This window comes from Pseudomonas marincola (assembly GCF_900682675.2).
GTDB lineage: Bacteria > Pseudomonadota > Gammaproteobacteria > Pseudomonadales > Pseudomonadaceae > Aquipseudomonas > Aquipseudomonas marincola.
On sequence record NZ_LR215729.2, the window covers coordinates 1474115 to 1500709 of the forward strand.

A 26595-nucleotide genomic window follows, 5' to 3' on the forward strand; every position below is an offset into this window, starting at 1 on the left:
AGGTCTCAGCGCTCGCCAATCAGGCTGGCGAGTGGCTTGGGCGCATAAAGCGCACTCTGGAACTCTGGCACGTATTCGTACTTCATCATTTTCCCCAGCTTCATGGCACGGAGGTAATTCGACAGACTGCCGTCGCCCAGCGTGAGGGTGACCGAATCAGCGTCGCGGCTGGAGCCGTGACTGAGCTGGCGGGAAACCGCATACCCGTATGCCAGTTGGCCCTGATGATCGAGATTGGTGAAGCTGCTGGTGACGATGTCGACATCGCGAGAGAGGTTGTCGAGTTTCTTCGCTTTGAAGGACACGTCGACTTTTCCGGTCTGGCTGTCGGTGATGTCATAGACCACAGATTGGGCATCTTCTTTGCGGTCAATACCGGTCAGCCATTTAGGCAGGTTGTAACCGACGACACCGCGCACCCGTGCAAGCTCGGTATTGACCGGCAGCTTGAGCACATAGCCCCAGAAGTCGCCAGACATCGACTGGCCAATCAGTGTGAACGGGCCCAGATTGGCTTTGCCTGGCTTGTTGGTAATGATCGACACGGCCACTTCGTTATAGGCGTCGTTATCACAATGCTCATAGGTGTACGCGGTAAACGCAATCAAGCCGCGACCCGGCCAGATTTGCAGGGGGTGTACGGTTGCCAATACTTCCGGCGGCATCAATGCCCGAAGTGCGTCCAGGTCGGCCGTGTAAACAGCCGTTACCCGACTGTTCTGGTAATAAAAGTTCGGAGAGTATGACTCGAAGCCAATGTCTACCTTGTGCTTTTCCAGTCCTTTGAACCAGCTCAAATCAACACCCGGCAGTTCTGCTGCAATCACCGACAAGGGAGGATTCGAGCGATAACGGTCGTACAAGCCGCCCTTGACGACCGGCACTGTGTGGCCTGCGATATCGATTGTGTTGGTTTCAGTCGGGCTGAGCATTTCAGGCGTCCCCGCCAACGCATGGTTGGCAATTGAGCTGAACAGCAATCCTGTTAATACGGCGCTTGCGAGTTTCAATCGGTCTTTCTCCGGGTGGTGGGAACTACTTGAGGGTTCAGCGAGCTACGTTGTCGCCTGAGAGCACCGCCATCACGGCTTCAGCTACGGCTTTGGGCGATTGAGGGTTTTGGCCGGTGACAAGCCTTCCATCAGTGATGGCGAATGACGTGAATGGCAGCCAGCCTTTGCGGTACCGCGCCCCTTGGCTCACCAACTTGTCCTCAAGGAAGAAGGGCACCTGGCTTTTCATGCCAGAGAGCAGTTCTTCGCGATCAGAGAAACCGGTGATGTTCTTACCCTTGATGATCAATTGGCCTTGTTCATCCTTCAGATCCAACAGACCCGCTACGCCATGGCAGACTGCGGAGACGATGCCACCTTGGTTGTAGATGGTTTCGGCGACACGCCGCAGGTCAGGATTATTGGGGAAGTCCCACATCACCCCATGGCCCCCGGTGAAGTAGATGACGCTGAACTGGGACGGATCGACATCGGCGATCGGCAGTGTGTTTTGCAGGCGAGCGCGAAAGGCAGGGGACTGCAAATGCTCTCGGGCGGCCTTGTCCATGTACAACCAACCGAGGCTGCGCTCATCTAGAGGCACCGCACCGCCTTTGGGACTGGCAAAAACTGTGCTGTAGCCAGCTGCCTCCACTACGTCGGTGAAATGCGTCAGCTCAGTCAGCCACAACCCCGTCGTATCGGTTCGTGAGGGATAGCTGGAGTGGTTGGTCAGAATCACCAGAATTTGGCGATTTTTGGCAGTCATTGTGGAAGGGGCGGTGTCAGCATTTGCAAATGTCATGAAAGCGCTACCTATCAGTACCAACGCATAAGAAACAAAGGTCTTGAGCATCATCCGGGTTCCATCAATCAAGCAGGTCGGCGCATGCTAACCTTAAACCTCGCTTTAAGGTCAACCCCCGCCTCTGCAAATAATTTCCACTGGTAGCTGCTCGCTTCAACTTGACCCTCAACCTGACTTTAACGCTAGCGTCTGATGCTCAATGAGCAAGGCAATAACGCTCGTCACTAATCCACTCGGGAGCCATGCATGAGTCAGCTAGACAACTTTGATACGCAAATGAAATGGATGATTTATGGAGCCAACGGCTACACCGGCGAGTTGATCGCTCGTGATGCTGTAAAACGTGGGCTTAAACCTGTACTGGCGGGACGTAGCCGAGACAAAGTTGAAGCCCTGGCTCGGGAGTTGGGTCTTGAGGCTCGGGTGTTTGGACTCGAAGACGAAGTACGTTTACTTGCTCAGATCAAAGGCCATGGCTTGGTTCTGCATTGTGCAGGGCCGTTCTCAGCGACCGCCGTTCCGATGATGGAAGCATGCTTGCGTGCCAATGCACATTATTTGGATATCACCGGCGAGATTGCCGTATTCGAGCACGCTCAATCCCTGAATGAACGTGCGCGGGCGGCGGGCGTGGTCATTTGCCCAGGCGTCGGTTTCGATGTGGTCCCTACGGACTGTGTAGCCGCTGCATTGAAAAATGCGATGCCGGATGCTACGCATCTGGCATTGGGTTTTGATTCGCGCTCAAGTTTTTCGCCCGGTACTGCTAAGACTTCAATTGAGGGTATGGCGCAGGGTGGCAAGGTTCGCCGTGACGGCAAAATCACCTCGGTGCCGCTGGCCTACCGAGTGCGTCGCATCGACTTTGGTGCCGGAGAAAAGCTGGCAATGACTATTCCATGGGGCGACGTTTCCACTGCTTGGCACACCACCGGTATTGCCAACATCGAAGTTTTCATCCCTGGTTCCGCAGGCATGATCCGCTGCGCCCGGTTTGCTAATTGGATTCGTCCGTTGCTGGGTTTGTCGTTCGTGCAGCGGTTGCTCAAAGCACGAATTGGAAAAACCGTGGTCGGCCCAGATCAGGAAAAACGCGCAGATCAAGGCACCTATGTTTGGGGCGAGGCTCGCAACGCCCGCGGTGAGTGCAGAACCGCGCGCCTGCATACCGCGAACGTCTACAGCCTGACCATCGACGCTGCATTGGCGGTGGTTGATTACCTGTTGCAAATGCGTCCGACTGGCGGGGCTTACACACCCGCACTGTTGTTAGGTGCTGAGCTGGTGACGCAATTGCCAGGATCTGGCGCGATGAACATCGAATGATTCGGAAAAAAGATGTTGACCTTAAAGTTGACTTCAATCTTAAGGTAGCCTCATATCCAGTTGAGGACTGCCCCATGAATGTGTTCGACACCCTGATGCTTCCAAACGGTTCGTCTATCAAGAACCGAATCGCCAAAGCCGCCATGGAAGAGAACATGGCGGACGCCGATCAGGCACCCTCCGAAGAACTGATGCGTCTCTACCAAGCGTGGGCCGATGGTGGTGCAGGCCTGATCATCACCGGCAACGTGATGGTCGACGGCCGCGCCATGACCGGACCGGGTGGCGTAGTTTTGCAGGACGATCAGCAACTGGCCAAGTTCAAGCGTTGGGCACGTATTGGTCGATCCGGCGGTGCGCAGTTCTGGTTGCAGATCAACCACCCAGGGCGGCAGATGCAGTCCAATCTTGGGCAAAAAACATGGGCACCGTCGGCCGTGCCGCTGGATTTGGGCAAACTGTCCAAGCGTTTCGCCATGCCTCACGCGATGACCTCCGGCGTGATTAAGGAAGTTATCCAACGCTTTGCGAACACCGCGCGCCTCGGCGAACAAGCCGGATTCACCGGCGTGGAAATCCACGCTGCCCATGGCTATTTGTTGAGCCAGTTCCTTTCGCCGTTGACCAACCAAAGGACGGACGAATGGGGCGGTTCCCTAGAAAATCGGGCGCGCCTGTTACTCGAAATCGTCAAGGCGGTCAGGGCTGTGGTTTCTGCGGATTTCGCAGTGGCGGTCAAGCTCAACTCCGCCGATTTCCAGCGGGGAGGGTTTACCGCCGATGATGCGAAGAAGGTCGTTGAGCTGCTCAATGGCCTTGGTGTGGATTTGGTGGAATTATCCGGAGGCAGTTATGAAGCGCCCGCTATGCAGGGGGAGGCGCGCGATGGTCGCACGCTGGCTCGCGAAGCCTACTTCGTCGAGTTCGCCCGTGATATCCAAACAGTTGCCAGAATGCCGGTAATGGTGACCGGTGGTATACGTCGCCGCGCGGTGGCGGAAAACGTCGTGCAGAGCGGCGTTAATATGGTTGGGATCGGAACAGCGTTAGCCATCGATCCCAACTTGCCTCGGGACTGGCTGCTGGGCAAAGACAATGCTCCGCAATTGCCGCCGATTACCTGGAAAAATAAAGCCATCGCATCCTTGGCAAACATGGCGGTAGTGAAGTTTCAGTTGCGCAAGCTGAGTCGCGCGAAAAAGCCCGATCCGAACGTTTCACCGCTGCGTGCGCTTATCCTGCAACAGCTCGGTATGGCACTTCGCACTCGTCAATATCGACGGTGGGTGGAAACCGTTTGATGTGCGCCGGTAAGTTTTGTGTTTGAAGAGCTAAGTTTTGTCGTATCGGTCATTACTAGCAGGAGCGTCCGCTTTTGGCCGGTTCCTGCCAGTCGCATCCAGCAGCTGGCTAGAAATCTACAGCTTCAAACCGTGGCATGGCACGGTTCTACGATCAAATATCAAGATTCTGGATCAAACCCAAACACGCGCAGTTCCTGGTCGCATCGACAAGCTTGGGCGAGACGTGCGGCCCATTTGATGGCAGCGTCGCGGGAGGGCAATTCGAGCACGGCGAAGCCGCCGTTTAGTGCTGGTGCTTCTGGATAGCCGCCGATTGTGGTCGAGCCGTCGGCTGAGACGAGCAGGGTGGGTTCAGCATCGTTGATACCGCCAGCGAATACGTAAACACCGGCGGCTTTCGCCTCTTGAATCACCGCGTGCGAATCCCGGGTCACGGCTTCCCACTCACCTTCCGGGACAACCATTGCGGCGCTCGGAAACGAAATCAGATACTTGGACATGATGTATCTACTCGTGGTGATGCAGGCCGTAAGTCCTATGCAGCCTGACGCTTTAATTATCGGTTCAGTTGCTTGGCTTCAGGCCTCAACCTTGCAACTGCATTGGTTGCAAGGTTGGGGCGCTCAAGGTAGATAGCATAGATGCCTACACGGCTTTGGGCGATTCAACCCTCAGCCTTTCTTCCCCCACAGTTGTTCCAGGCGGTCATCACGGCCGCAGCCGCTGCGGTAGTAGTTGTAGCGCAGGGGATTTTTGCTGTGGTAGTTCTGATGGTATTCCTCGGCCGGATAGAAGGTGGTGGCGGGAAGAATTTCGGTAACTACGGGTTGCTTGAATCGCCCCGATGCGTCCAGCGCTTCCTTGGAGGCAACTGCTAGTTCCTTCTCCTTCTCGTTGGCGTAGAAGATCGCACTGCGGTACTGGGTGCCATGGTCACAGAACTGAGCGTTGGCAGTGATCGGGTCAATGGTTGGCCAGAATGCTTCGAGCAACTTGGCGTAGCTGGTTTTGCGGGTGTCGTAGACCACCTGCACCGATTCAATGTGCCCGGTGCCGCCGGCTGAAACTTGCTCGTAGGTTGGGTTCTTCACCTCACCGCCGGTGTAGCCAGATGTGGTCGAGATAACGCCAGGCATCTTGTCGAAGTCGGACTCGGTGCACCAGAAGCAGCCGCCAGCAAACACGGCTTTGCCCTGAAACTCGGCAGGCGCGGCATTGGTCACGGGCTCAGCCGCTTGCTCGGCTTGTGAAGAGCCCGCGCCGCAAGCCATCAATACAGTGCTTAATGCAGCCCACAGCAGGGTGCCTGCGATGGGTTTGCAGCAATGCGTTAGCGACAGAGTCATGTTCAGCTCCTGAGTGGCGGTAAGGTTTCGCCCGCGACGATGAATTTCAGTGCCAGGCCGTTATTGCACCAGCGCTCGCCACGCGGCGGCGGTCCGTCATCGAATACGTGACCTTGATGACCTTCGCAGCGCGCGCAGTGATATTCGGTGCGCGGGAGTATCAATTTGAAGTCGCGTTTGGTGGCCATGTGGCCTGCTATCGGCTGGGTAAAGCTCGGCCAGCCGGTGCCGCTGTCGAATTTGTTGCTGCTCTCAAACAGCGGCAAATAGCAGGCAGCGCAGATATATGTGCCCTCACGCTCTTCATGGTTCAGCGGGCTGCTGCCGGGGCGTTCGGTGTTTTCCTCAAACAGCACATCGTAGGCTTCGGCAGAAACCTGCTCGCGCCATTGTTCATGGTCTTTATCGAGCATTTTCACGGTCGGCGTTCTGGCCGGATCGGTTTCGGCCGCCTGCGCGAAATTGCCGAGCAGGGACACAGCGGGCAGTAGCGCAATGGATTGGATCAGTGCACGTCGCTTCATGACTGCAGTCTCATTGAGGGCTTGGTTAATAGACGAGACTTTTGGGTAAATGTTACAGGGCCTTCATGCCGAGAATTTATGATTTTCAGGGCAGATATGCTCGTCCAACCGTGATTTTAGCGTTCGACGGCGCGGGCATAGGCTCAATATAACCGACGCCTGAGATGAGTTGCGCTGCATCTCGCCTCAGGTGGAAAGCATGGCGCTGTGATTAGCGGTAGCGCAGGGCGATGAGTGACTTGGTGCGCTGGTAGCGACTCAGTCGCTCGGCCAGTTCCACAGGGAGGTCGGCTGCTGGCTTGAAGTGTAATCGGGCATAAAAATCGGCCAGCGCCGGGCCGCAGAATAACCAGACGGGTGCCTCAACCTCAGCCAAAGCGCGATCCAGCAAGTGGCTGGCGATTCCCTGATTGCGCCGGGTTGCTGCGACCAACAGGCTGGTCAGCCAGAAGCCGTCGGCGACCGTGCGTAAACACAGCGCGCCAACAATCTCGTCGCTCTCGGCGACCCAAACCTGATCTGCTTGCTTGGTGCGCATGGGCGAGCGCTGGGCGCGATAGAATTTGTCGGCCAGAGGCGTTAATGCGGTGGGTAGGCAACGAATGTGCGGCGGTTTCATGCGCGGATATTACCTGTGCGAGCCTTTGCCCGCACAGGTAAACAGGCTTATTGATTCGGGGAGTGATTACCCAGCAGTGTGGTGCCGGAATGGCGTTGCTTTTTGGCCAGGCGTTTTTCGTGTGCGGTTTTCAGCGGCTTTTTCTTCGCCTGCTTTTTCGCATCGAGACTTTTACTCATGATACTCACCTCGGCAATTCAAATGGTTGAATAGTGGCTCGGTGTTGCCATGCAGTCGTGCGGCATCTGCACCTCCTGATTTGCATGAGGATCACTGTTCAGTCTAGGCCACTGCCGGCTTGAGTGTTGGGGGCTTTCAGCAGATTTCAGCCATTGCTCTTGCAGATATGCCGCTGTGCGCTGATTTCAGGCAGGTCTTCGCGACTGAGATACACCCGTAAGGGTTCAGTGATGTTGATCCGGTCGTCGAGGTGCAAGTCGAGGAGCATTTGCAGGCGCTCGCGCTTGAGCTGCATAACCCCACCGGTAAGCGCTTGCCAGACAAACTCATGGGTTGGGGTGATGCTGTCGTCCGGGATGTCCATGCCGAAGGCATCTTCGCTGAACCGAACGATATAGGCTGAGGTTTTGCGGTTGAAGCCGACAAAACCCTGCAGTTGATCCGCTGCCGCGCAAATGCTGCTTGATGTGATGCTCATTGTGATGCCTCGCCATTAGCCGAAAGGGTGTCTGCTGCCGCGCAGCAGCAAGCGCACAAGGCTAAGGCGTCGGCGCGCCAGTGATATTGCTCCGGATCAATAGGCTGCACCGGCGAGGTTCATTAGTGCGTTTCAGGCTTTGCCAGCCAGAGCCTCTGCGGCTTGGGTTGCACCCATGCGTTGGGCGACTTGCAGGGCGGTTGTCCCGCTGTCGTCGGCTCTCAGCGGATTGGCGCCGCGGCTAATCAGCAGTTCAATGGCCGGGATGTTGTTGAACATGGCGGCCATCATCAAGGCCGTTTTGCCGTCGCTGGTCGGGCTCTCAACATCGGCGCCGTGGTCGAGCAGCAGCGTCATCATCGCCATGTCGGCTTTGAAAATCACCCCGGCAAGTGGCGACTGACCATTGAGGTTGCGCTGCTCCGGATCAGCCTGATGATTTAGCAACAGCTGCGCAGTTTCCAAGTGGCCGTGATAACAGGCCAGCATCAGCAGGCTGTCACCTTTGTGGTTGCGCAAGTTGACGGGTAGGCCCTGAGCCAGCATCTCGGCCAGCGTTTGCGTGTCACCGTGGCGGGCGAGATCGAATACCCGCTCGGCGAATGCCAGGGTCTGGTCATCCAGTTCGGCTGCGTTATCGGTGTTGGCGGCGTCGTTGTTCATGTGCGTTCCCTCAAGTTGATGCGTTGAGGATAACGCGCAATGCGGCCGGTGGTTAATTGGCTTTATCCATCGCCCCGATGCACAGAGGCATTGGCAAGGTTGCGCGGCTAGCTGCGTGATTCGCCGCGTGTGGCGCTATCACGCAGTGCATCGAGTTCGCGGCTGGTTCTGCTCATGCGGTGCTGCGGGTTCTCGATGGCCCGGCGCAGCTTTTCATACTCTTCATAAGGCAGGCCGCTGCGGCTGAGCATCTCCAGCGCAAACTCTTTGATCTCGGCATCGGTATAGGCGCGCTCGACCTTTTCTGGCTGAGACGAACAACCAGCAAGCAACACGGTTAATGCCAGCAAGGCGATAGTCACGATACGTTTCATTGGGCACCCAGGCGTCAATAGCTTCTTTTAGTGCGCTTAGCGTATTGAGAAACTGTGGGCGGCAGAAATCATTAGCCATGATAGTGATTATCGTCAGGCCGATGCTGCAGATTCAGGGGGGAATGTCGCGTGGCCCCAAGGTTTGGGGCCACGTTGAAGTACGGCGGGGCGTCTTAGTTGCTTTCAGTCGCGTAGGCGTTCATTTCACTGAATGATGGGCTGTTCATGCCAACCTGAACGGACATCAGCGGTGAATTGTTCAGCCAGATGTTGTCGATGACAATGGCTTTGCCGGTGTCTTCGTTGTCGGCGGCAACCAACAGGTAGTAAGTGCCGTCTTCAGGGGCTTCGCCTTCCCAGCCCAAAGACACTGAACCGACTTCGCTGGCGGCGCGAGAGGGCTTGCCCGCAATCACAATGCCGTATGCATCCATCAGCATGGCTCTTGGTTTCAGCGCATACTTGCTCACGCCAAGGCAGTCATCAAGGCAGCTGGAGCTGACGTTGAGGTTGTAGTGTTCGCCTTGTTTGAGCTTGATCGAGAAGACCCGGTAGTTCGAGATTGAGCTGCCGAAGTCCATGCGCGGTTGCTCTTCGCCAATTTTCCAGATGGAGTCGGTTGCATCGGTATGCAGCGGCAGCGGGATCACATCGGCGTTGTGGATGGCTTCGATATTGCTTTTGGCAATCGGGTTGCTGCCGTCGACAAGCCGTTGCGGATGGTCGTTGTGGGCAGGGCTGCTGCAGGCGCCGACCAGCAGGCACGCGGCAATAAGAATGACGTTACGCAAGGTAGAACTCCTTTTGAGCATACGTCCATGTATGCATGCCAGCCTTGCTGCACGGTGAAATTACCGTGCAGGCCAGCAGCGCTTAGCGCAGGAACACGCGCTGATGATTACAACCTAGTCCCCATCCTGTTGGGTATGCGCCGACAGGATGATCGGGAAGTACGGGTTACTGCGCCGTATTAGGGTTGTTTGCAGTGATCAGACCGCTAAACCGACGTAAACGTTCTGTACGTCGTCGTGGCCGTCGAGGGCTTCAAGAAACGCTTCAACTTCTTCCAGCTCCGTGCCGCTGACCGTGACCGGATTCTTGGCGCGGTAGCCGAGCACCGCCGAGTTCACGGTGAAGCCAAATTCAGGCAGGGCTTTGCACACAGTGTCCATGTCGGTTGGGTCTGTCATGAACAGAGTGGCGCCTTCTTCGGCATCTTCGAAGTCCTGAGCACCGGCTTCGATGGCTGCCAATTCGGCATCCGCGTCATCGGATGCTGGCGAGGCTTCGACCAGGCCCAGATAGTCAAAATCCCAGGCCACGGAGCCGGATGCGCCAAGCTGGCCTTTACGGAACAGTACGCGGATTTCGGCAACGGTGCGGTTTACGTTGTCGGTCAGGCATTCGACGATGACCGGCACGCGATGCGGTGCAAAACCTTCGTAGGTGGTTTTTTCGTAGCTGATGGTGTCACCCAGCAGGCCCGCGCCTTTCTTGATCGCACGTTCGAGCGTTTCCTTGGGCATCGAGGCTTTCTTGGCCTGATGGATCGCCAGACGCAGCTTGGGGTTGGTGTCCGGATCAGCGCCGTTACGCGCAGCAATCATGATCTCTTTGACCAGACGCCCGAAAATTTTTCCCCTGGCATTCGCCGCGGCTTCTTTAGGCTTGGCTTTCCACTGTGCACCCATGGCTGATTCTCTTGCTCTAAATGAATGAAGATTAGGCGCGGCCGGTAACCTCAAGGCTCAGGGCCGAGGCATTAATACGCGCGCGCGACGAAAACGCGTATTTTAATCCCTTCGGCCGCCGATGGCACTCTAAAAGCGCGGCAAATTATGCATTACTAGTCTTTGTCAACGCGGCGGACGGGTTGATTTTGTCCGCATCAACGGTGCGCAAGCCTTCTATTCCGAGGGTTTGCGCCGACCTGCGCGCTGGTTTATTCGGCTTGTGGCAGGGTCATGGCCATGGCCGCGCCAATGGCGCCGAGCACTGAAAGCAGCAAGATGATTTCACTCACATCGAGCACTGCGCCGAGTGCGCCCAGAAAGCCCATCAGCAGCAGAATCAGGCCTATCAAGGTGTTGCTGACAGCAACGTAATCGGTGCGTTTGTTGCCTTCGGCCAAGTCCACAACGTAGGTCTTGCGGCCAATGCGCACACCCTGATGGGCGATGCTGAGCATGAAGTACAGCGCTGGCAGTACCCAGCTTACAGCCAGCCAGTCGCTGTGCAGGGTTTGCAACAGATAAACAGCCAGGCCCAGTGCTGAGGTCATCAGCGCCGCGATGATCATTACTTGCCGGCTCGAGACATCGGCAAAACGCCCCCAAATCGGTGCCGAAAACAAGCTCGCAGCGCCGCTGGCGAGCATGAACAGTCCCAATAGCGAGGCGGCGGTGCCGATATTTTTTTGCCCCAGAACCACGTAGTAGGGCGCGCTCAGTGCCGAGCAGAGCAACAGTGAACGGGTGATTACAAAACGCCGGAAGGGTTTGTCGTCGCGCATAATCGATAAGCGCTGGATGGCTTCGCGCAATGCATTACCACCGCCTTCCGTTGCCCCGGGCTGCTCCTTTATCTGTGCATAAAACAGCGCGGCAATAATCCAGAGCAAGCCTGCACCGCCGATGAGCAGGGCATACATCAGCGTGGTCGGCTGGCTTTCGCCGCTGAGCAGCAAGACGCCAGCCACGCCAACCGTGACCAAACCTGCGGCACTGGCCGACCAGCCATTGACCTGGCCACGGCGGGTTTTCGGGATGGTCTTGCCAATCACATCTTTTGAGGCGACCGAGCACAGGCCGCGCGCCAGACTGAACAGAGTTATCAGGGCAATAATCGACCAACCAGCGGAACTGCCTTCGAGCTGCCATGCCACCAGACCAATACTGCTGATCGCGGCCGCCTGAATCAGGCTCCCCGCGACCCAGATCCACTTGCGCACTTGCACCCGGCGAATGTAGCTGGCAATCAACAGTTGCGGGATCAGTGAGCCGGATTCGCGAATCGGTACCAAAAAACCGATCAGGTACAGCGGTGCATTGATGCTTTGCATCACCCAGGGCAAAACCACCTTGGGGCTGGCGAGCGCGTCACCGAGTTTGGAGAAAAAGTGGCTGATCACCATCAGCAAAAAATTTGCCGGAAGGTTGCTGCATTGGCTTTCGCTGATCTCGCTGCAAACGCGCGCGTCTTCTTCGTTGACCAGCTTGGAGTAGATGTCTTCGCTTACTGTGGACTTGTTCATTGGCAGCCTGTTGCCCGTCATTTGGCTGCAAGGCTGCCGGTTTTCTGTTGGTGGGGTCAATCAGAGTCTGGTTTGAGCGGCTGATTTTCACTGGATGCTCGAGGCCAGCTCGAAAATCGGGATGTACATGAGAATCACGATAACGCCGATGATCAGGCCGATAAATGTCATCAGAATCGGCTCGAACAAACGCACGAACCACTCTATCCAGCGGCCCGTTTCCTCGTCATAGAAGTTCGCGGTTCGCTCCATCATTTCCCCGAGATTGCCCGACTGCTCGCCCGCGCGAAGCATGCGAATGGACACCGGTGTAGACAGCTGATTGTTCTCGAAAGCACTCGACAACGAATGGCCCTCACGGATTTGTTCGCTGGCGTGGTCGAGCCTGACCTTTGAACTGACGCCGAGCAAACCGCGCACCATGGCCATTGCCGTGAGGATTGGAATCCCGCCTTGCAGCAGTATTCCCAGCGAGCGGTAAAAGCGCGCCAGCTCATAAATGAAGATGCGATTGCGGATTGTCGGTACTCGCTCAATCAGGCGACTGAGCGCTAGTCGTACACGGTCCTGACGCAGTAAAAAAACGCTCAGTAGCAAAAGCGCCAATGACGCACTGATCAACGCGCTTTGATGCTCGTGCAAAAACTGCCCGGACCTGAGCAGCGCTTGCGAGAGCCAGGGCATGTTGCTGCCAACGCTTTCGAACACCAGACTGAAGCGCGGCACCACATAGCCGATCAAAAACAGTAAAACCCCGCAGCCGACAATGAACAACAGGGCCGGATAAATCGATGCGCTGATCACTTTCTGCCGAACTTCATCCATGCGGCTGCGATAAGACACATAGCGGCCTAATGCTTCACCCACCGCTCCGGTTTTCTCGCTGGACTGAACCAGCGCGACGTACAAGGATGGGAAAACCTCGGGAAACTGGGCGAGTGCCTGCGACAGTGACTTGCCCTCATAAAGCAGGCGCACCAGATCATTCAGAATGCGCCGTGCCTGTGGCGCCGATTCCTTCTCGGCGAGGCTTTCCAGCGCATCGATCAGGGCCAGTCCCGCATTGAGCAGCGTCGTCAGTTCCTGACTGAACAACAGCAAGGAAAAACTCTCTCGCGGTTTAAGGCCGGGCAGGCGCAGGCGTTGTTCGCCGCGCACGGCGAGAACCTTGATGCCTTGCTCCTCCGCCAGCCTGCGTGCATCCAGCAGGCTCGGCGCCTCGAAGACTTGCGAGATGATGGTCGCTTGCTTGCCGACACCTTTAACCAGAATGCGCATGATCGTCGCCTGCTATTGCCAGCTGGTTATTTCAGCGTTATCACCTTCGCCGCCGGGCTGGCCATCCTTGCCCATTGAGAGCAGGTCGAACTCACCATTTTCGCCGGGCGAGCGGTACACGTAATCCCGGCCCCAGGGATCTTGCGGGATGCCTTTGTGCAGGTAAGGTCCGGCCCATTTCGGCTCGTCGCTGGGGGCAACATTGAGCGCTGCCAGGCCTTGTTCAGTCGTGGGGTAGTGGCCGGTTTCAAGCCGGTAAATATCCAGCGCCTTGCCCAGCCCCTCAATCTGGGTCTTGGCTACCTTGACCTCGGAACGTCCCAGCTGGCTGAAGTATTTAGGCGCCACAATGCCGGCAAGCAGCCCGAGAACCACCAACACCACCAGCAGTTCCAGCAGCGTGAAACCCTGGGTGCGAGCAGGCCGGAAATTAGTATCCCGTTTCATCATTGCGATCTCCCTTTACCCATTGAAGTTGGGTGCATGTGCAAACGCTTTTGTGCAGCTATGCAAGAGGCGTGCAAGCGCAGTGGCTTGTGGTTGGTTGCGGCGATTTCGGCACGTGCTTTGCGTGTAGCGTCGCTGCAAGTGAGCAATCGCGGCTTGTGGGGCGCGCTGCTTATGGCTCGCAACGGAGGGTGAAATATGAGCAATGTCGGCTGGTTTGCAGGGTTCGTGCTGTGGGTTGGTATCAGCATTCAAGGGGCGCAGGCAGACGTCTACATGGTCACCGATAAGGACGGCAGCATTACTCTGACCAACATCTATAAAGCCAATTCGAACTACCAGCGGGTGGCTCGAGAACCCAAGATCGAGCTGGCCAAACCGGCGGCCCCAGCGGCCACCGTTATGCGCGCCAGCGGTGAGCAATACAACGCCTTAGTGAGCGCTGCAGCCAGTGAGAATCAGCTGCCTGAGGCCTTGATTCATGCGGTTATCAGCGCCGAGTCGAACTACGATCCCAACGCACTTTCACGTCAGGGCGCTGCAGGTTTGATGCAGCTAATGCCGGGGACTGCGCGTGACATGGGCGTCGCCGATGTATGGGATCCGGCCGCCAATATTCGCGGCGGCGCACGCTACCTGAAAAGCCTGATGAGCCTGTTCAATGACGATATGTCGCTGGCGCTGGCTGCTTACAATGCCGGCCCCGGTGCTGTGCTCAAACGCGGCGGCGTGATCCCGCCGTACCCGGAAACCCAGCGGTACGTACCCACTGTTCTCGAACGTTTTCAGCGCTTGCAGGCGGCGGTCACAGCCGCGCCGATGTAAGCCTTGCTCTGCCCGCATGTGGGCGATTTTCCCCAGATCCGGGGAGGCGCCATTTCTGCTCATTAATACTTTTTAATTAATCACCACGCCATGGATTGTTCTTGTTTTTCAGCCAGCACAACTGGGGTTTTGGGGGTGGTTGCTGGGGCAAATCCCCCAAGACACCTGATGTTGGTTTACAAGTACATGAAAAATAACGGATTTTTTATTGGCATAGGGATTGCTCAACGGTTGTAGGCCTATTGGCGACGATGAACCGATCTTGAGGTCAGCCAAGATGAAACGGATATTTTCGAGTAAGTCCCAACACAATGGCAGCAGTCTGGGTCGTAGCCGCTCATCCTTTACATTCAACCATCCGCTGCTGGCTATCGCGCTGGCAGTGGGTGTTGGCGGGCTCGAGCAGACGGCTCAGGCTGCAATCAGCTGTGAGCGCAATCTGGTCGCCAACATCGTCGCCATCGACCAGCCGTTAATGTTCAACCGTCTCGGTGCGCAAAATATCAACGGCATGATGTTCGCGTTGCGCAGCGATGTCGTCGATGCCAATCAGGTGCCGCTCACACAGGGCGGCATGGTCGTGCCGGGCGAGGTGACCCTGCGTCCTGATAAACGCCCACGGCCTCTGGTTCTGCGGGTGGCTGAGGGTGATTGCATCACGATCAACCTGCAAAATCTGCTGACCGCGCATTCCAATCCGCGCAGCGACGGCGAATTTGACGGGCCAGAAGAGGAAGAAAACGAAGCCAACGAGGCGGAGTTTGACCCGCTCAACCCAATGAAGATTGACGATCAGGTAGCGGATCGCCACGTTGGTTTTCAGGTTAACGGCCTGCAGCCGGTCAATTCAATCGACGACACCTCAACCAACGTGGGGCGCAACCAGAGCTCGCTGATTGCGCCGGGAGGCAGCCGCTCCTACACCCTTTACGCACAACATGAAGGTGCATTTGTGGCCACCAGCCAAGGGGCAACCTTCGGCGGTGAAGCTTCGTCTGGCAACAATGCCAATGGTTTGTTTGCCCAGGTCGTGGTCGTGCCCAAAGGCGGGCGTACTTACCGCAACGTGGTGACCGAAGAAGAGCTGCGTCTGGCCACTACCGGACGTACGCCAGCCGGCCAGCCAATCGTCGATTATCAGGCGCGCTTTCCAATGGGCGAACCCTGGGCCAGCGAGGGCAAGGCCGGGCGTCCGGTGCTGGCGATGATTGATAACAACGAGATCATTTCATCCGACGCCGATGCGATTGTGCTGGGGCCAAATGCAGACGGCAGCTTCCCGGCTGCAACCTACCCGCTGGAGAGCATCGGCAAGCGCAATCCGGCCCTGCCTAACCGACTGGAACCGTTCCGCGACTTTGCCAGCGCTTTCCACGATGAAGCCGCCGCCGCGCAGGCGTTTCCCGGTTACTGGGCCGATCCGGTGTTCCAGCATGTACTGGAGCCGACCCGCGACAGCTTCATGATCAACTACGGTTCGGGCGGCATGGGCGCGGAGGTTGTGGCTAACCGCCTGGGCGTCGGGCCGATGCATGACTGCTTGTCCTGTGCCTATGAGGAGTTCTTCCTCAGTGCGCATACCGTGGGCGATGTCGCCATGCTGGTGGATGTGCCGGCCAACGTTGGTTTGGAAAATATTCGTCCCGGTGAAATCCCTCCGCCAGAAGCCACTGGCATCAAGGCGAACATGGCGCTGTATCCGGCCGAACCTTCAAATGTAAGCCACAGCTACACCGGCGATTTCGTCAAATTCCGCAACACCCATGTTGGCTCCGAACAGCATATTTTCCACCTGCACGGGCATCAGTGGCTGTTCAACCCGAATGACGATGACTCCGATTATGTCGATGCGCAGGGTATTGGTTCGGGCGCCGGATATACCTACGAAATCGCCAACGGCGGTTCTGGCAACCGTAATCGGGTGGCGGGTGATGCCATCTACCATTGCCATTTCTACCCGCACTTTGCTCAAGGCATGTGGGCGATGTGGCGCATTCACGACGTGCTTGAAGAGGGCACCGTACTCGACGTTTCGGCCCAGGGCGAGAATGGTTTTCACAGCGAGCCTTTCGCCTTGCGCAGTGGCTTGCCAGCCGCCGGATCACGGGCGCTGCCAGACGGAGAGATAATCGCCGGTACACCGATTCCGGCCGTTGTACCACTGCCCGGTAAAGCCATGCCGCCCATGCCTGGCAAGGTGGCTGTGGTGCCGAAAGTCAGCGAGCGTTTGCTGGCCGAAACGGATGATGACGAGGAGCATGAAGGCGATGACGACAACGTCGCGCACAGCCAGATTATTGGCTCGGTGGCGCTGGTTGATCGCAGCCCGGCTAACTACAACGCCGATGGCAATCTGAAAAACCCGGGCTTCCCATTCTGGATTGCCGGTATGGAAAGCACCGTAGGCCAGCGGCCGCCAACCCCGCCACTGGACATGCTCGACGCGACGCTGGCGCAACAGCTGCGCGACACCGGTAACGCCTTGTGGAGCAATCTTGACCCGGCCCAATCCGGAGGTTGGGATGGTGGCTTGCCGCGCCATTCACTCGAAGGTGAAGCCGCTGGCGGGGAGGCCACAGTGGTCACCAATGCGCTGGATTTCTCGAAAACCATCACCCGCGCCAAGCCGGTTTTCTATCCGGAGCAGGGCACTGATGTCGAGCAGGCTGCGATGGCTTATCACGCCAAGCCCAGCCACCCGAGCTTTGCCGTAATGGCCGATATGCAAGTCGTGCCCAAGGTGTTTAAAACCAATGGCTCGCTGCCTGTGGCCGGCGCGCCTTACTACGAGCCGTGCATTGACGATAATCAGAAACGGCTGACTGCCGCTAACGGCATTGGCCAGTTCAACAGTGGTGAGCGGCTCGATGGCATGAGCTTTACCGGCGGCTCGACCTTTACTGCCGACAAGCCGCGGCTCTACAAAGCAGCCAATATCCAGTTCGATGCGGTGTTCAACAAGGTCGGCTATCACTTCCCGCAAACTCGCATGCTGGCGCTCTGGGAAGATGCCTGGGGCGTGATCAACAAGCAGCGTCCGCCTGAACCGTTCGTGATGCGCATGAACACCTTTGACTGCACCATGTATCAGCAGACCAACCTGATTCCCGGCACCTATGAACTTGATGATTATCAGGTGCGCACCCCGACTGATGTGATCGGCCAACATATCCACCTGCCAAAGTGGGACCTTACCGCTGCCGATGGTTCAGCCAATGGCTGGAACTATGAAGACGGCTTGCTGGCCCCGTCCAGTGTGGTTGAGCGCATTGAAGCCATCCGTGAGTTCAATGCCTGCCACGCCGGTGATCCGCGTGACGGCAGCGCGGACTGCCCGATTGCCAAGGCGCACCCGTTCTTCGGCCAGTACAACCGGCCCGACTGGATCGGCGCGCGTACGGCCATGCAGCGCTGGTTCGCCGATCCGGTGGTCAACGTGCACAACGTCGATCGCGGTCTGGGCAATATCTTCACCCACGACCACCTTGGCCCATCGACTCACCAGCAGGTCGGTCTTTACGCCACCGTGCTCACCGAACCTGCAGGTTCGACCTGGTATCACGCTGAAACCGGCCAGCCGTTGTATGCCGCTGGTCGTCAGGATGGCGGGCCGACTTCATGGCAGGCGGTGATCGCCACCAACGATGTCAATGGCGACGGTTCGAACGACACCTTCCGTGAGTTCTTCCTGGAATACAGCGACTTCCAGCATGCCTATGAAGCCGGGGTTTATGTGGGCGCCGGGCCTGATGGCGTGCCTAATCCGGGCAGCTATCCGGCCACCGCAGACACCTTCCGCTACGCCATCAACCCGCCTGCACGGGGAGTTGCCAGCACGGAGTTGGAGCAGACTGTCGAGTTGCCTGGCGGTGTGAGTCCGGGCTGCCCAAGCCGGCCTTGCCCGCAAGCCATTTCGGTGGATGATCCGGGAATCTTCGTGGTCAATTACCGCAACGAACCGGTGGCTCTGCGGGTTTACGACCCGAACCGGATGGCGCCGGATGGCAAACCTGGCATGCAGGCTGCCGGGCTGGGAGGCGACCTTGCGTACGCCTTGCAAACCCGTACCGACCGCGCCATCGCCGCCATGAACATGGCGCCGAGCGCTATCACCAGCGCAGTGGGCCCGACTGGCGGAACCACGCTGTTCCCGCCGCATATCAACAAGGCGGGCGACCTGCCGGGTGATCCGTTTACACCGCTGCTGCGCACCTATTCGGGCGACAACGTGCGGCTGCGGGTGCACGCCGGTGGCCACGAAGAGGAGCACAACGTGACTCTGCATGGCGTCAAGTGGCTGCACACCGGGACTGGTTATGGCAGCAGCTCCAACTCGGGATGGCGCGCCTCGCAAATGGTCGGTATCTCCGAGCAGATGGGCTTTGCCGCACCGGTTTCCCTGAGCTCGGGTTCGGCCAGTGCGACAGGTGATTACCTGTATTCGATGGACGCCTCGATTGAAGGTTACTGGAACGGCATGTGGGGTGTGATGCGCAACTACAGTGAGCCGCGTACGGATCTGTTTGCCCTGCCGAACAATCCGCATCCGGTGTCGGCGCGCAACACCTCTTCATTTGACGGTATTTGCCCGCGCTATACCCCGAATCCGAATGGAGTGGGGCAGCGGCCAACCGTCAAGCGCGAGTATGAGATTGTCGCGGCGCTGGCCAACGACATCCTCAAAAATCCGCTGAACCTGAGCATCGATGATCCGCAAGGTGCTGGCATGCATGTCGGGGGCGCGCTCAAACCCAACGGCGGCACGCTGGTGTACAACCCCCGCGAGGTGAGCATTGCGCAAGTCACGGTGATCAGCGAAGAGGATGGCACAATCTCGACCATTGGCGGCCAGAGCGGGCCGCTGCATGACCCGACCGCGATCATGTATGTGCGCAAGGATGACCTGAACAAAAACGGCAAGCTGAAAAACAACGTGCCAATCGAGCCGATCGTATTGCGCGCCGCGGCGGGCGAGTGCATCAGCGTGATCCTCGAAAACCGCTTGCCGGTGGACATGCCAGACCTGCCGCAAACCGCGATCATGGCGGGTGTGGTCAAGCGTGACCGCAACAGCTCGAACGGCGCCACCACGTTCAGCAATAACCTGATCAAACCGTCGAGCCACGTTGGCATCCACGCACAACTGCTGAGCTACGACATCACCCGTTCCGACGGCGCCAATGTCGGGATCAACCCGGTGCAGACCGTGGCGCCGAGAACCTCGAGCGCGGCAGAGTACCCGACTAAAACCTATCAGTTCTACGCCGGGCACCTTGAGCGGGAAGGCCGGCCACTGGTTCGTCTCGGCCGTGCGGTCGATAACATCAACGCCACGCCAATCGAGTTTGGCGGGCTGGCCATCACCCCGGCAGACCCGATCAAACAAGGCCAGAAAGGCCTCGGCGGCGCCATGAGCATCGTGCCGCAAGGCGCTACCTGGACAGAAGACCCGGGCATGCGCGCTGCTGCAACGGTGAAACAACTGGAGGGTTCGTCGTACCGCGACTTTGCGCTGGTCTGGCAGAAATCGCTGAACCCGCGCTGGGCCAGTGGCAGGCCGCTGGAAAATATTGCGTCGGAAGGCTTTGGTGTCGGCGGCGACCCGCAGGATAACTCGGGCATGGCCATCAACTACCAGACCGAGCCGCTTTGGTATCGCCTGCAACTGCCGCCCAACGCACCGTTTGGCCGCGCCAATGGCGGTGGCTGGGGCGACACGCTGAATGCGCACATGGCTTACAGCAATGCGCTGGTGGGCAGCGATCCGGTCACTCCGATTCTGCGGGTAAAACCGGGCCAGCCATTCCGTACCCATGTGGTGCTGCCAACCGGTGGCAGCCGCGGCAGTATTTTCCAGCTCACCGGGCATGACTGGGCACGTTCGCCGTTCCAGTCGGAATACCGCGATGAGTACGGCTACCCCACCAAATACCCGGGCGTGGGTTCCGTGCGCTTTGGCTGGAACCCGGAAAGCACCTTTATCGGTGCCCAGGAAAGCGTATTGCCGGCCGCGCATTTCAGCATGCTGTTCCCGAGTGCCGGCGGCGGTAACGCGATCCCGGGTGACTACCTGTATCGCGACTATGCAGGGCAGGGCAATGCCAATGGGCTGTGGGGCATTTTGCGGGTCAGCGATGAACCCGATCAAACCCCGGCTCCCTGAGCAAGGCATGCAGCGCTGGAGCCTCTTTGCGGAGGTTCCAGCTGGGGATTAGGCAGGGCCAAGGAGTGAAGTAGCCGTGGACAATATAAGAAAAGCCTCATGCATGCTGCTGGTCGTGTTTGCCATCGCTGGCGGCGCGGCATACATCAGCGAAGCCCGCGCCTCCTCGCAAGCTGGCGCGGCGCCGAAAGCTGATCTTAAGGCGCAAGCTGCCGATGCCAATCGGATTGAACGGGATGGCGTCGCCGTGACCTTCAATCTGCAACCGGTCAGCCCCGGCATGGGTCTGATCGAGGGCGCGCTGGCAGATGTGCAATTTCGCGTCAGCGATGTGGCCTCCGGACAACCGTTATCCGCCATAGCGCCAGGCGCGTGGTTGGATCAGGGCCAGGCCGGCATTTCAGCCGAAGGCCAGAAGATGCAGTGCAAATCGCGCATTGGCCTGTATTTGAAAGGCGTGCTCAATGCCAAGCCGCTGATGGACCTGAACAGCTATTACCTGATGGTGCTGAACAAGGATGCCAGCATCACGGTGATCGACCCGAACACCTCGCTGGGCGGAATAACCAGCACCATGGCGGTGATCATGCTGAAAAAGCCGGCCATGGACTGGGCCGTAAGCAGTGACGACAAGCGCTTGTTCGTGAGCATGCCGAGTGCCGGTGAAGTGGCAATCGTCGACACCGAAAAGTTTCAGGTGGAGGCCAGCGTACCGGCGGGCGTGGAGCCGTTTCGGGTGGCGCTGCAACCAGACGAGCGCTATCTCTGGGTCGGCAATAACAGTGCCGATGAGGCCAGCAGCGGGGTCACGGTGATTGATATGCAGACCCGCAAAATCGCCCTGAGTCTGGCCACTGGCAAAGGCCATCACGAGATCGCTTTCAGCGATGATTCGCGCCACGCCTTTGTCAGCAACCGCCAATCGGGCACCGTCAGTGTTATCGACATCGCCAGCCTGAAACTGCTCGCCACGCTCGAAACGGGCCCTGCACCGCTGGCGCTGAGCTATTCGCCGCTGTCACAAGCGGTGTATGTGACGGACGGCAAGCAAGGTGAAATCACCGTGATTGATGCCAAGAGCCTGAAAGTGCGCACAGTCATCGAGGTTGGCCAGGGTATCGGGCCTCTGCAATTCAGTCAGGAAGGGCGCTACGGTTTTGTGCTCAACACCATGCAAGACCGCGCCGTGGTGATCGATGCCGCAAGCGATAAGGTCATGCACTCGCTTGAGGTTGTCGCCGAGCCTTATCAACTGGTGTTCACCAAGGCTTATGCCTATATCCGCGGGCTGGCAACTTCACGGGTGAGCATGGTCAATCTGTCGAGCCTGGGTGAGGGCCAGAAACCGATTCTGCAAAGCTTCGAGGCAGGTCCTTCAGCGCCCAAGCTGGCCGGTGATTTGCCCTTGGCTGAAAGCATGGGGCAGGGCCAGGACGACAATGCCGTGTTTGTGGTGAACCCCGTCGACAACACCACCTATTTCTACATGGAAGGCATGAATGCGCCCATGTTTGGCTACCTCAATCGCGGCCACAGTGCGCGCGCGGTGACAGTGGTTGACCGCAGCCTGCGTGAGGTTGAACCGGGCCTGTACAGCACACGCATCAAGCTGCCGGCATCCGGGCCACTGGATATTGCTTTCATGATCAATCAGCCCGAACTGACTCACTGTTTCACCACCGACGTGCAGCCCAATCCGCAGTTGCAGCAAGTCTACGCCAAGGCGCGCATCGAATACCTGAAACAGAGTCCGGTCATTACGCTTGGCGCTCCCGCCGTTGCGCGCTTCAGAGTCACTCAGGGCCGGGACAACAGCCCGCGCACCGGCGTCACCGACCTGCGCGTGCGTTACTTCATGGCGCCTTCGTCGCAGTCGCATGAGGTTGTCGCGACCGAGTTGGGTGATGGCGTTTATGAAGCGCCGTTGGCAATCAGTAAAGCCGGTGTCTACTTCGTGCATGTCGGCTCTGACTCTCTGCACTTGCCTTTCGGCGCACAGGCGTACAGCAGCCTGCGCGTGCAAGCCGTTAAACCGCAGTCCACTGCAAGCAATTGATCAGAGCTGGATGAGGATAGAGCCATGCAAGGGTTTCTCACAGGTTTTACTGCAAGTCTGTTGGCGCTGTCGCTGAACGCTGCACCGGCGTTTGCGCACAGCATGGATGAGCACGCCGGGCATGATATGGACGGCCATGCTGAGCACATGGCGGCGCAAAAGGCAGCCGTTAAACAAGAGAGTGCCAGCGTAACCTTCGCTGACGTGCCGCTGCTCAATCAGAACGGCGAGACCGTGCACCTCGAGCAGGATCTGGTGGCGGACAAGATCGTGCTCATGGGCTTTATCTACACCAGTTGCACAACAGTGTGCCCGGTCGTTTCAGCGATCATGAAAAAAACCGAAAAGCAGTTGCAAGCCAACGGTGGACCAGAGGTGCAGCTGGTCTCGATCAGCGTTGATCCGTTGCGCGACACGCCGGAACAGCTGCGCCGTTATGCGCAAAATTACAGTGCCGGGGATAACTGGAGCTGGCTAACCGGCAAGCCTCAGGCGATCACCGACACGCTCAAGCAATTAGGCGCCTGGTCGCCTGATTTGAAGGAGCATCCGGCGCTGATCATGGTGGGCGATGGCCGCACCGGTAAATGGACACGTTTCTACGGCTTTGCCGACCCTAATACGCTGGCCGCAAAAATTCAGGAAATCCAGCTCAGTCGCGTCGAGTACGAAGCCCAGCACATCGCGGGCAACAGTGGAGTGCAACCATGAGAAACGCATTGCTGCTGGCACTAGGGCTGGCCTTGGCCAGTGGTCTGGCGCTGGCTCACGAAGACCATGAAAACCACGCCCAGGGCGCGGCCGAGAACAAGACTCCAGCCGTGCAGGGGGTGAAAGTCAGCGGCACGCATGATGCACAAACCTACTTCACCGATACCGTCCTGCTTAATCAGCATGGCGAGGAAGTACGGTTTTACAGCGATGTGATGAAAGACCGTATTGTCATGCTCAACGTGATCTTCACCCACTGCGAAGACGCCTGCCCGCTGATTACCCGCAAGCTCAGGGAAGTGCGCGAGGCCATGGGCGAGGAGAAGGCCAGCAAAATCACCTTCATCTCGCTCACCAGTGACCCGCAGCGTGACACCCCCGAAGTGCTCGCCGAGTACGCCCGCAAGCAAGGGGCTGATTCACCGAACTGGGTTTTCCTTACCGGCACGCAGGCCAATATGGACTTGGTGCTTAAGCGTCTGGGTCATTTTATCGAGAACCCAGAGCAGCATTCGACCCAACTGATTGCGGGCGATGTGGCGCACAAGCAATGGAGCAAGATCCGCCCGGACGCACCGGTTGATGCAATCGCTCAGCGCTTGCAGCTGCTCTCAATGCCGATTGCCGGGCGTTAGACAAGGAGCCTGCCGTGGGCAAATTTATCGGGCTGCTTTGCAGCCTTTGGCTCACCAGCACTTTGGCCGTGGCGCTGGAGCTGACCGAGCGCGAGGCTGCGGGTCAACAACTCTTTACCCAAGGCATAAGCGCGGGGGGCGGTGAAGTCATTGCGAGGGTTGGCGCCTCCGGTGCGCAGGTTCCGGCAGCGGTTGTGCCTTGCGCCAATTGTCACGGTGCAGATGGACGCGGACGGCCGGAAGGCGGCGTGCGGCCGCCAGATATTACCTGGCGTCGACTGACCATGGGCTTTTCCACGTTAGCCAGTAATGGCCGCACTCACCCGGCCTATACCGATGCATCGTTGGCGCGGGCCGTCAGCGAGGGGATTGATCCGGGGGGCAATAAGCTCGACCCGGCGATGCCACGGTTCATCATGTCGATGCGCGACATGAGTAATCTCACCGCCTACCTCAAACGTCTCGAAGAGCAACGCGATCCCGGTGTGCAGAATGATGTGCTGCGCATCGGTACGCTGCTGCCACAGCAAGGCCCGTTAGCCGAACTGGGCAAGGTTGTCGGCGAGGTGCTTGAAGGTGCTGTGAATCAGGTTAATCAGGCCGGCGGTATTCACGGCCGCCAGTTGCAACTGCTGGTGGCCGACGCGGGCAGCGACCGGCAGAGCGCTGAGCGTGGCCTGCGCGCATTGCTTGAGGATGATCAGGTGTTTGCCTTGTTATCGCCCTTGGCTCCCGCGCTGGATGGGCAATATGCCGAGTTGCTGGAACCCACGGGGGTGCCGCTGATTGGGCCGCTGGAGCTGAAAACCGAAGGGCCGAAAAGCCGCTTGATATTTGCGCCTCTGCCCGGCGTGGTCGAGCAGTTGCAGGCGCTGGGCAAGTTTGCCAGCCAGTCGCTCACCCCCGCGCCTGGCACTGTATTGATTGTTTATGAGCAACAAGCGTCCCAGCAACAGCTGGCGCAACGGTTACAGCAGCGCTTGCAGCATGATGGCTGGCCCAACGTGCAGCTACAGGCCTACCAAACCGAGCGACTCAGTGACACGGCAGCGCAGTTGGCGGATGCCAGCACGGTGTTTTTCCTCGGGTTATCGAACACCTTCAGCGAGCTATCAGCGCGGCTTAATCAGGCCGAGCGCCACCCTTATCTGTTGGCAGTTTCCGCGCAGGTGGCGGGCGGGGCTTTGGGGATTGCCGAAGGCTTTAGTCAGCGGGTGTTTCTGGCGTATCCCTTTGTGCCATCAGACTGGACGCCAGAAGGGCTAAAGGCGCTTGAAGCGATTCGCGAGCAAAGCGGTCTGGGCAACCAGCATGGCGCGCTGCAAGTCAGTGCCTACTGTGCCGCGTTGCTACTGAGCGAGGGGCTTAAGCGCGCTGGGCGCGATGCCAGCCGGGAAAAGCTGGTGAGCGCGCTGGAAAACCTGCACAACTTTCGCACCGGCCTCACGCCCCAGTTGAGCTTCGGGCCTGGCCAGCGAGTGGGTGCCTCGGGCGCTCATATCGTCATGGTCGACAGTCAGGCGCAACGGTTTCAGGCGTTAGGGCAGTACATCTCGGTAGATTCGGATTTTTAGAGGGCGCCGTCATGCGCATATTGGGCCGTGTTGGGGTGTTGATGCTGTTGCTGGCGGGCACCGTTCAGGGCGGGGAAACCGGCATTGCGGCGCGAGTGAACGGCGCTGAAATCACTAATTTCCGGCTGGAGCGATATTTCAGCGAATACTTGCAAGCGCAGGGCCGTAGCGTGGGCGGGATCCGCAATCCCGACACCTACAAGCGGCTGAAACGTGAAGCCCTCGACCAGATGATTGCCAAGGAGCTGCTCTGGCAGGAGGCGCAGCGCCGCGGCATCAGTGTCAGCGATGCGGAAATCGACAAGCAGCTGGCCATGCTCAAGCAGGGCCTCGGCGGTGAAGAGGCGTTCGCGCGCGAGCTGAACAATGCCGGATTTGATACCCAGAGCTTCACCGACTACTTGCGCCATGAATTAGTCGCCAGCCGGATGCTAGAAGCCCTCAGCGAGGTAGATCCGGCCGCTGAATCCGAGGTGCAAACGGTGTATGACGCCAATCGCCAGCACCTGCAAAAACCCGAGCAGGTCTGGGCCCGGCATCTGTTGTTAAAAGCCAGTGACCCGGCAGACCCCGAAGCAGATGAAGCGTCGCGTCAGGAGTTGCTGGCTTTGCGCGAGCAGATAGAGGCCGGGGCGGACTTTTCCGAAGTGGCCGAGCAACACTCGCAGGACTCCACAGCAGCGGCGGGTGGTGACCTCGGTTACTTCTCGCGGGGCACGATGGTGCCCGCCTTTGAGAACGCCGCCTTTGCGCTCAAGCCCGGCGAGGTCAGCCAGCCGGTGAGAACCGTGTTCGGCTGGCACCTGATCAAACTGGAAAGTTACCTGCCTCCCAGCCCGCTCCCCAAAGAGCAGGGCATGCAACTGGTACGTGATTTTCTCCATGATCAGCGGCGCAAAGAGGCGCGCGAGGCCGCACTCAAGCAACTGACCGCCACCGGCAAGATTGAGGTCGTCAGCGGTTTGTAATGCTCCAACCAATCCCCGTTTCTGGGGGCGCTGCTTCACCTAAAAACCATTTGCCCCATTATTGGGGGTGC

At 58.3% G+C, this 26595-nt stretch carries 24 protein-coding genes; 9 read left to right on the forward strand and 15 right to left on the reverse strand.

What is annotated here, in order from left to right; translation table 11 throughout:
- Positions 1–5: 5 nt before the first annotated feature.
- Together PMYSY11_RS06805 and PMYSY11_RS06810 are read right to left on the reverse strand one after the other, a co-directional pair.
- Positions 6–932, reverse strand: coding sequence for an acetoacetate decarboxylase (ADC) (locus PMYSY11_RS06805; RefSeq protein WP_069901901.1), 927 nt, complete (start codon positions 930–932; stop codon positions 6–8).
- 115 nt (positions 933–1047) lie between these two features.
- Positions 1048–1851, reverse strand: coding sequence for a type 1 glutamine amidotransferase domain-containing protein (locus tag PMYSY11_RS06810; RefSeq protein ID WP_069901536.1), 804 nt, complete (start codon positions 1849–1851; stop codon positions 1048–1050).
- Positions 1852–2046: 195 nt separating this feature from the next.
- Here PMYSY11_RS06810 and PMYSY11_RS06815 point away from each other — a divergent pair, with 195 nt between their 5' ends.
- Together PMYSY11_RS06815 and PMYSY11_RS06820 are read left to right on the forward strand one after the other, a co-directional pair.
- On the forward strand, positions 2047–3126 hold the full coding sequence (locus PMYSY11_RS06815; protein WP_090513382.1) for a saccharopine dehydrogenase family protein: 1080 nt from the start codon (positions 2047–2049) through the stop codon (positions 3124–3126).
- A gap of 74 nt (positions 3127–3200) precedes the next feature.
- Complete coding sequence (locus PMYSY11_RS06820; RefSeq protein ID WP_048390100.1) at positions 3201–4427, forward strand: NADH:flavin oxidoreductase/NADH oxidase family protein; 1227 nt, start codon at positions 3201–3203, stop codon at positions 4425–4427.
- 161 nt (positions 4428–4588) lie between these two features.
- Here the strand turns inward: PMYSY11_RS06820 and PMYSY11_RS06825 are convergent, their stop codons facing one another.
- The 13 genes from PMYSY11_RS06825 to gspG form a co-directional block, all read right to left on the reverse strand.
- A complete protein-coding gene (locus PMYSY11_RS06825) occupies positions 4589–4930 on the reverse strand; it encodes a YciI family protein (protein ID WP_090513379.1) in 342 nt (113 codons plus the stop codon).
- A gap of 171 nt (positions 4931–5101) precedes the next feature.
- The gene (gene msrA / locus PMYSY11_RS06830) at positions 5102–5776 is read right to left on the reverse strand and encodes a peptide-methionine (S)-S-oxide reductase MsrA (RefSeq protein WP_197737971.1); all 675 of its coding nucleotides are present in this window, start codon (positions 5774–5776) and stop codon (positions 5102–5104) included.
- Positions 5777–5778: 2 nt separating this feature from the next.
- Positions 5779–6300, reverse strand: coding sequence for a peptide-methionine (R)-S-oxide reductase MsrB (msrB, locus tag PMYSY11_RS06835; protein ID WP_069901540.1), 522 nt, complete (start codon positions 6298–6300; stop codon positions 5779–5781).
- Between the two features lie 211 nt (positions 6301–6511).
- Positions 6512–6919 carry a GNAT family N-acetyltransferase gene (locus tag PMYSY11_RS06840; RefSeq protein ID WP_150548684.1) on the reverse strand — a complete coding sequence of 136 codons (408 nt, stop codon included), beginning with the start codon at positions 6917–6919 and terminating at the stop codon, positions 6512–6514.
- A gap of 47 nt (positions 6920–6966) precedes the next feature.
- Positions 6967–7098: a hypothetical protein gene (locus PMYSY11_RS21975; protein ID WP_256547038.1), complete on the reverse strand. Its 132-nt coding sequence runs from the start codon at positions 7096–7098 to the stop codon at positions 6967–6969.
- A 146-nt stretch (positions 7099–7244) separates the two neighbouring features.
- Positions 7245–7577, reverse strand: coding sequence for a DUF2025 family protein (locus PMYSY11_RS06845; protein ID WP_150548685.1), 333 nt, complete (start codon positions 7575–7577; stop codon positions 7245–7247).
- Positions 7578–7709: 132 nt separating this feature from the next.
- Complete coding sequence (locus tag PMYSY11_RS06850; RefSeq protein ID WP_150548686.1) at positions 7710–8240, reverse strand: ankyrin repeat domain-containing protein; 531 nt, start codon at positions 8238–8240, stop codon at positions 7710–7712.
- A gap of 107 nt (positions 8241–8347) precedes the next feature.
- A complete protein-coding gene (locus PMYSY11_RS06855; protein WP_150548687.1) occupies positions 8348–8614 on the reverse strand; it encodes a hypothetical protein in 267 nt (88 codons plus the stop codon).
- Positions 8615–8787: 173 nt separating this feature from the next.
- On the reverse strand, positions 8788–9405 hold the full coding sequence (locus PMYSY11_RS06860) for a hypothetical protein (RefSeq protein WP_150548688.1): 618 nt from the start codon (positions 9403–9405) through the stop codon (positions 8788–8790).
- 198 nt (positions 9406–9603) lie between these two features.
- Positions 9604–10305: a YebC/PmpR family DNA-binding transcriptional regulator gene (locus PMYSY11_RS06865; RefSeq protein WP_090513361.1), complete on the reverse strand. Its 702-nt coding sequence runs from the start codon at positions 10303–10305 to the stop codon at positions 9604–9606.
- A 251-nt stretch (positions 10306–10556) separates the two neighbouring features.
- Complete coding sequence (locus tag PMYSY11_RS06870) at positions 10557–11867, reverse strand: MFS transporter (protein ID WP_150548689.1); 1311 nt, start codon at positions 11865–11867, stop codon at positions 10557–10559.
- 87 nt (positions 11868–11954) lie between these two features.
- Positions 11955–13145, reverse strand: coding sequence for a type II secretion system F family protein (locus tag PMYSY11_RS06875; RefSeq protein ID WP_150548690.1), 1191 nt, complete (start codon positions 13143–13145; stop codon positions 11955–11957).
- Between the two features lie 12 nt (positions 13146–13157).
- Entirely contained in the window at positions 13158–13592 is a 435-nt protein-coding gene (gspG, locus tag PMYSY11_RS06880; RefSeq protein ID WP_069901902.1) for a type II secretion system major pseudopilin GspG, read from the reverse strand.
- A gap of 198 nt (positions 13593–13790) precedes the next feature.
- On the opposite strand from gspG, the gene PMYSY11_RS06885 reads away from it, so the two are divergent.
- From PMYSY11_RS06885 to PMYSY11_RS06915, 7 genes are all read left to right on the forward strand, one after another.
- Positions 13791–14417: a lytic transglycosylase domain-containing protein gene (locus tag PMYSY11_RS06885; RefSeq protein WP_150548691.1), complete on the forward strand. Its 627-nt coding sequence runs from the start codon at positions 13791–13793 to the stop codon at positions 14415–14417.
- 277 nt (positions 14418–14694) lie between these two features.
- Positions 14695–20580: a manganese-oxidizing multicopper oxidase MnxG gene (gene mnxG, locus PMYSY11_RS06890; RefSeq protein WP_239655544.1), complete on the forward strand. Its 5886-nt coding sequence runs from the start codon at positions 14695–14697 to the stop codon at positions 20578–20580.
- Positions 20581–20683: 103 nt separating this feature from the next.
- Entirely contained in the window at positions 20684–22636 is a 1953-nt protein-coding gene (locus tag PMYSY11_RS06895) for a YncE family protein (RefSeq protein ID WP_150549663.1), read from the forward strand.
- A 24-nt stretch (positions 22637–22660) separates the two neighbouring features.
- Positions 22661–23347, forward strand: a complete 687-nt coding sequence (locus tag PMYSY11_RS06900; protein ID WP_172970671.1) for an SCO family protein — start codon at positions 22661–22663, stop codon at positions 23345–23347.
- Positions 23344–23982 (forward strand): SCO family protein, encoded by a 639-nt coding sequence (locus tag PMYSY11_RS06905; protein ID WP_150548692.1) that lies wholly within the window; start codon positions 23344–23346, stop codon positions 23980–23982. Before PMYSY11_RS06900 ends, PMYSY11_RS06905 begins: the two co-directional genes overlap by 4 nt.
- A 14-nt stretch (positions 23983–23996) precedes the next feature.
- The gene (locus PMYSY11_RS06910) at positions 23997–25556 is read left to right on the forward strand and encodes a cytochrome c/ABC transporter substrate-binding protein (protein WP_150548693.1); all 1560 of its coding nucleotides are present in this window, start codon (positions 23997–23999) and stop codon (positions 25554–25556) included.
- An 11-nt stretch (positions 25557–25567) separates the two neighbouring features.
- The gene (locus tag PMYSY11_RS06915; RefSeq protein WP_150548694.1) at positions 25568–26524 is read left to right on the forward strand and encodes a peptidylprolyl isomerase; all 957 of its coding nucleotides are present in this window, start codon (positions 25568–25570) and stop codon (positions 26522–26524) included.
- The last annotated feature ends 71 nt before the right edge of the window (positions 26525–26595 follow it).

Coding starts and splice junctions, on each gene's coding strand:
- PMYSY11_RS06805 (WP_069901901.1), bottom strand. CDS start 932: ATGCTCAGCCCGACTGAAACCAACACAATCGATATCGCAGGCCACACA.
- PMYSY11_RS06810 (WP_069901536.1), bottom strand. CDS start 1,851: ATGATGCTCAAGACCTTTGTTTCTTATGCGTTGGTACTGATAGGTAGC.
- PMYSY11_RS06815 (WP_090513382.1), top strand. CDS start 2,047: ATGAGTCAGCTAGACAACTTTGATACGCAAATGAAATGGATGATTTAT.
- PMYSY11_RS06820 (WP_048390100.1), top strand. CDS start 3,201: ATGAATGTGTTCGACACCCTGATGCTTCCAAACGGTTCGTCTATCAAG.
- PMYSY11_RS06825 (WP_090513379.1), bottom strand. CDS start 4,930: ATGTCCAAGTATCTGATTTCGTTTCCGAGCGCCGCAATGGTTGTCCCG.
- msrA (WP_197737971.1), bottom strand. CDS start 5,776: ATGACTCTGTCGCTAACGCATTGCTGCAAACCCATCGCAGGCACCCTG.
- msrB (WP_069901540.1), bottom strand. CDS start 6,300: ATGAAGCGACGTGCACTGATCCAATCCATTGCGCTACTGCCCGCTGTG.
- PMYSY11_RS06840 (WP_150548684.1), bottom strand. CDS start 6,919: ATGAAACCGCCGCACATTCGTTGCCTACCCACCGCATTAACGCCTCTG.
- PMYSY11_RS21975 (WP_256547038.1), bottom strand. CDS start 7,098: ATGAGTAAAAGTCTCGATGCGAAAAAGCAGGCGAAGAAAAAGCCGCTG.
- PMYSY11_RS06845 (WP_150548685.1), bottom strand. CDS start 7,577: ATGAGCATCACATCAAGCAGCATTTGCGCGGCAGCGGATCAACTGCAG.
- PMYSY11_RS06850 (WP_150548686.1), bottom strand. CDS start 8,240: ATGAACAACGACGCCGCCAACACCGATAACGCAGCCGAACTGGATGAC.
- PMYSY11_RS06855 (WP_150548687.1), bottom strand. CDS start 8,614: ATGAAACGTATCGTGACTATCGCCTTGCTGGCATTAACCGTGTTGCTT.
- PMYSY11_RS06865 (WP_090513361.1), bottom strand. CDS start 10,305: ATGGGTGCACAGTGGAAAGCCAAGCCTAAAGAAGCCGCGGCGAATGCC.
- PMYSY11_RS06870 (WP_150548689.1), bottom strand. CDS start 11,867: ATGAACAAGTCCACAGTAAGCGAAGACATCTACTCCAAGCTGGTCAAC.
- PMYSY11_RS06875 (WP_150548690.1), bottom strand. CDS start 13,145: ATGCGCATTCTGGTTAAAGGTGTCGGCAAGCAAGCGACCATCATCTCG.
- gspG (WP_069901902.1), bottom strand. CDS start 13,592: ATGAAACGGGATACTAATTTCCGGCCTGCTCGCACCCAGGGTTTCACG.
- PMYSY11_RS06885 (WP_150548691.1), top strand. CDS start 13,791: ATGAGCAATGTCGGCTGGTTTGCAGGGTTCGTGCTGTGGGTTGGTATC.
- mnxG (WP_239655544.1), top strand. CDS start 14,695: ATGAAACGGATATTTTCGAGTAAGTCCCAACACAATGGCAGCAGTCTG.
- PMYSY11_RS06895 (WP_150549663.1), top strand. CDS start 20,684: ATGCTGCTGGTCGTGTTTGCCATCGCTGGCGGCGCGGCATACATCAGC.
- PMYSY11_RS06900 (WP_172970671.1), top strand. CDS start 22,661: ATGCAAGGGTTTCTCACAGGTTTTACTGCAAGTCTGTTGGCGCTGTCG.
- PMYSY11_RS06905 (WP_150548692.1), top strand. CDS start 23,344: ATGAGAAACGCATTGCTGCTGGCACTAGGGCTGGCCTTGGCCAGTGGT.
- PMYSY11_RS06915 (WP_150548694.1), top strand. CDS start 25,568: ATGCGCATATTGGGCCGTGTTGGGGTGTTGATGCTGTTGCTGGCGGGC.